Here is a 3,656-nt window from a genome sequence, read left to right on the forward strand (position 1 = left end):
CGTCATGCCTTCGCGGCCAATGGCAGCGACTTCCGCCGAGCTGCCGTCTTCCATCGAGTGAAGCAAAGAGATGATGGCAGTCGTCGGGAAATACACATGATGAATGCGTTGACCCGAATCGCAAAGCAATTGCCCTGTACGAAGCTGAACGAGTTCCAGGTGAGGTGTAAGAGCTTGCCATTCGTGCGCCGGAAGCGCGCCCAACAGATGATTGCCGTGCAGGTCGGATTGAAGCGTCAACATGATGGTCTTCTCTTATATTTTTGCGCTATGCGCCGTACTTTTTATTCCAGCCTGCCTTGAGTTCAGCGGATGCATCTGGTGGCATCCATCGTGAACATCAAAGCGGCCAGCCCCGTAAGCAGCTCTCGTGATTGTCGTATTGCCTGTTTGTCGTTCCGGCTTTTACGACACCAGCGAGTGCTGCACCTCACTATTAGCGAGGACCGTGCCAAGAGGGGCGAAACCCAATGCCAGCAAGGGGGCAGGCTGGATATGCCGCACCGCACACAGGACCCGAAAAGATTTATGTTTCACTTCTGAACATTGGGGCGGAAGTATGCGCGGAACCATCCGACGAATATCATCCGCGGGTTTTGTCTGCCGAATGCCTTGCCAGTAGCGCCTTGCGGACTTAAATGCCTGCTGAAACACGTTGAAATTAAGGGGGATAAACCCCTACAGACAGGCCATTCATCAGGCGATTTAAAAATGATGCAGAACTGTTCCATCGAGCTGAGTTGGATCGCCCGAGGGACGCCCGATGTATCGCCGAGCCCCGCTGGTGTGGCGAAAGCCCAGTGTGGGCGGGGTCCGCTTCAACTTGCATGCGAAATTCGGAGGCGAACTGAAAATGTTGCGTTCTTGTTTTAATGCTTCGAAAGCGAACGTGTTCTGGCGAACATCGTGGCGGTAGTGGCAGAACGATAGAGCCAGTGCCCCGTCAATGCCCTTGACGGGCCAAACGTTTGCGAAGAAATTTTGGCGCAACTACGACTCGACAATATCTAAGCGAGCCGCAACGCGAGAGATTCCCCGGGTTTCGTCCCGGCGTGCGCGCCGCAATGCCATCCCCGATAATGACCCGTCCATGTGGCGAACAAAAAGGAAGCCAACCCATGTCAACACTCGGCGACTACGAGCCGGCCATCGATACCGATTCTCTTTTGCTGAAGTGGATCCGCCGCGCGCGCGAGTCGCAGATGAGTCACTACGACATGGCCAACCTGCTCGGCACGCGCAATCGTGGACTGGGCGTCTCGGTGATCGCGCTCACTGCCCTGATCGGGACCGGCGCGTTCTTGTCGATGATCGCCACAGGCGTATCGCCTTTGGTGAGGATCGTGATCGGTCTGGTCAGTGTATTGGCATCGGTGATGGCGTCGCTGCAGACGTTCCTGCGCTATGCCGAGCGAGCCGAGCAGCATCGCGCGGCAGGCGCCCGTTATGGCGCCATCAGGCGAAGGCTCGAGGCCATTTATGCGCGGTCGCCGGACACGCGTGCGGCACACGATTTCGTCGAGATTCGCGAGGAACTCGACCGCCTGGCGCAGGAAGTCCCGAACGTGCCGACAGACGTCTTCATCAAGACGCAGCAGGACATGTCGGCAGGCGAGCGCAGCGGCTCGAAATGAATCGTCAATCGGCCACAGTGCCCATCAACGCGCGCACGTGCACGGTCGTGCCGGCAGCCAGCGCTTCAAGGCTATAACCGCCTTCCAGGATCGAAACGATGCGCCCTTCGCACGCGGTATCGGCGATACGCACCAACTCCGTAGTGATCCATTCGAAATCGCTGTCCTCGAGGTTCAGACCCGCAAGCGGATCGAGCCGATGTGCATCAAAACCCGCCGAAATGATGATGAGCTGAGGATCGAACTCGCGTATCGCCGGCAGCATGCCGGATTCAATGCGCGTGCGGAACAGCGCGGAATCGCAGCCGCGCGGCAACGGCACGTTGACGATGTTGTGATCCACGCCTGTTTCGGATGCCGCGCCCGTTCCCGGATATAAAGGCGACTGGTGACTCGACGCGTAGAACAATTCCGGGCGGTTGAAGAATGCAGCTTGCGTGCCGTTGCCATGATGGACGTCGAAATCGACGACCGCGACGCGTTCAAGCCTGAACGTTTCCAGGGCGTAGGCAGCGGCAATCGCGGCCTGGTTGAAGATGCAGAAGCCCATCGCTCTCGATGGTTCGGCATGGTGACCGCACGGCCGCGTCGCGCAGAATGCGTTGCGGGCGTCCCCGTTCATCACGGCATCGACGCCAGCACACGCCGCGCCGACGCAACGCATCACAGCCTCCCATGACCCCGGCGACATTACAGTATCGCCGCCATCGAGCGGCACGTAGCCGTGGCTCGGCGCCATTTCGGCAACGTCGTCCACAAATTCTGGATCGTGGATCAACTGGACCTGTTCGATCGTGCCAAGCGGCGCGTCGCGCCATTTGAGCGATGCAAACTCAGGCGATCGCAACGCGTTCAGCACGATTTTCAGACGTTCCGGTGACTCTGGATGATGCGGTCCGGGACGATGTTCGAGGCAGGCGGGATGGGAGAGAATGATCGTGCTGTGCATTGCAATGAACGCCTCAAGTTTTGCTGCAACTCAAACCAGCAAGCTTAAGGCCGTCCAGGCGTACACGATAATCAGACATTGTTTAACGAATCATAGGTCTTTGCTTATGCATGACCTGAAGCGTCAATATTTTGCTGTTTCAACGGGTTGGGTCGCGGGCGCGACGCTTGAACCGCTCGCGGCAAATGGGGTAGCCGCCAGAGCCGAGGCCGAAGGCGAGCCGCCCGTGTCCACCAGTTTCGGTCCACCGCCGCGATAACTCGCGACCCAGACGACCGCAGCGACCGCGAGGCCAATCAGTATGGGCACGATCACCACGCCGCGGGTCTTGTGTCTCATCGAAATCTCCGGCGCACAGATGCGAAACCTACGCGCCAAAATAGTTGATCACCAGCCGCCGGACGCCCCACTGCGACTCCGAGACACTGATTTCACTGATACGTCTTGCACGGACGTCGCTCAAGAGCCGGTCCATCCCCTCGACCGAATCGCAATGATACGCGTGCGTCGCGACATGAACCCCGCCGCTCGTCCCCCTTGCGAGGTCGGCGCGGATCTGAACGAGCTGGGACATGACCGATTGCACACCTGTCACAAAGATATACGGTTCGTCCGTGTGACCAAGCGAAGCTTTTAGTGCCGATTCGTTTTCTCGATAAAGCGTCACGCCGCAGGCCGGGAATCCTGCGCCGGCACGGTGCTGACGTCCGCGCGCAAGCCGTGCGCGGTCAACAGGCGGTAAAGCGTGACTCGCGAGATGCCGAGTTCCTGCGCGGCGTCGCTGAGACGTCCGCGATGACGCAACAATGCAAGCTCGATAGCTTGCCGTTCCGCCGATTCGCGCGCCTGCGCAAGCGACACCGGTGCGACTTCCACGTAATCGGCGAGTTCGAGATCGCTGGCGCCGATCTGCTGCCCTTCGGACATCACGATTGCCCGCCGGATCCGGTTGATCAGCTCGCGCACGTTGCCGGGCCAACCGTAGTTGTGAATTGCAGCGATGGCATCGGGCGCAAAGCCGCGCAGTTTCCGGCTCGCTTCCTTCTTGAAGCGGTCGAGCATGTGCTTCGCCA

At 59.1% G+C, this 3,656-nt stretch carries 5 protein-coding genes and 1 pseudogene; 1 reads left to right on the forward strand and 5 read right to left on the reverse strand.

Translation table 11 applies throughout. The features are described from left to right. Positions 1-243 (reverse strand): annotated as a pseudogene (locus tag ACFFAR_RS27825) (Crp/Fnr family transcriptional regulator); the annotation flags it as partial. 875 nt (positions 244-1,118) lie between these two features. Here ACFFAR_RS27825 and ACFFAR_RS27830 point away from each other — a divergent pair. Then, complete coding sequence (locus ACFFAR_RS27830; RefSeq protein WP_174365572.1) at positions 1,119-1,634, forward strand: SLATT domain-containing protein; 516 nt, start codon at positions 1,119-1,121, stop codon at positions 1,632-1,634. A gap of 4 nt (positions 1,635-1,638) precedes the next feature. Here ACFFAR_RS27830 and ACFFAR_RS27835 read toward each other — a convergent pair whose 3' ends face one another. The 4 genes from ACFFAR_RS27835 to ACFFAR_RS27850 form a co-directional block, all read right to left on the reverse strand. Next, the gene (locus ACFFAR_RS27835) at positions 1,639-2,583 is read right to left on the reverse strand and encodes a histone deacetylase family protein (protein ID WP_375508875.1); all 945 of its coding nucleotides are present in this window, start codon (positions 2,581-2,583) and stop codon (positions 1,639-1,641) included. 123 nt (positions 2,584-2,706) lie between these two features. Next, complete coding sequence (locus ACFFAR_RS27840) at positions 2,707-2,922, reverse strand: hypothetical protein (protein ID WP_062170817.1); 216 nt, start codon at positions 2,920-2,922, stop codon at positions 2,707-2,709. Positions 2,923-2,950: 28 nt separating this feature from the next. Beyond that, positions 2,951-3,157 (reverse strand): hypothetical protein, encoded by a 207-nt coding sequence (locus tag ACFFAR_RS27845; RefSeq protein ID WP_375508876.1) that lies wholly within the window; start codon positions 3,155-3,157, stop codon positions 2,951-2,953. Positions 3,158-3,246: 89 nt separating this feature from the next. Next, positions 3,247-3,656 (reverse strand): helix-turn-helix domain-containing protein (locus ACFFAR_RS27850; protein ID WP_375508877.1); only part of this gene is annotated, 410 nt, incomplete at its 5' end.

The organism is uncultured Caballeronia sp. (assembly GCF_964243625.1).
GTDB lineage: Bacteria > Pseudomonadota > Gammaproteobacteria > Burkholderiales > Burkholderiaceae > Caballeronia.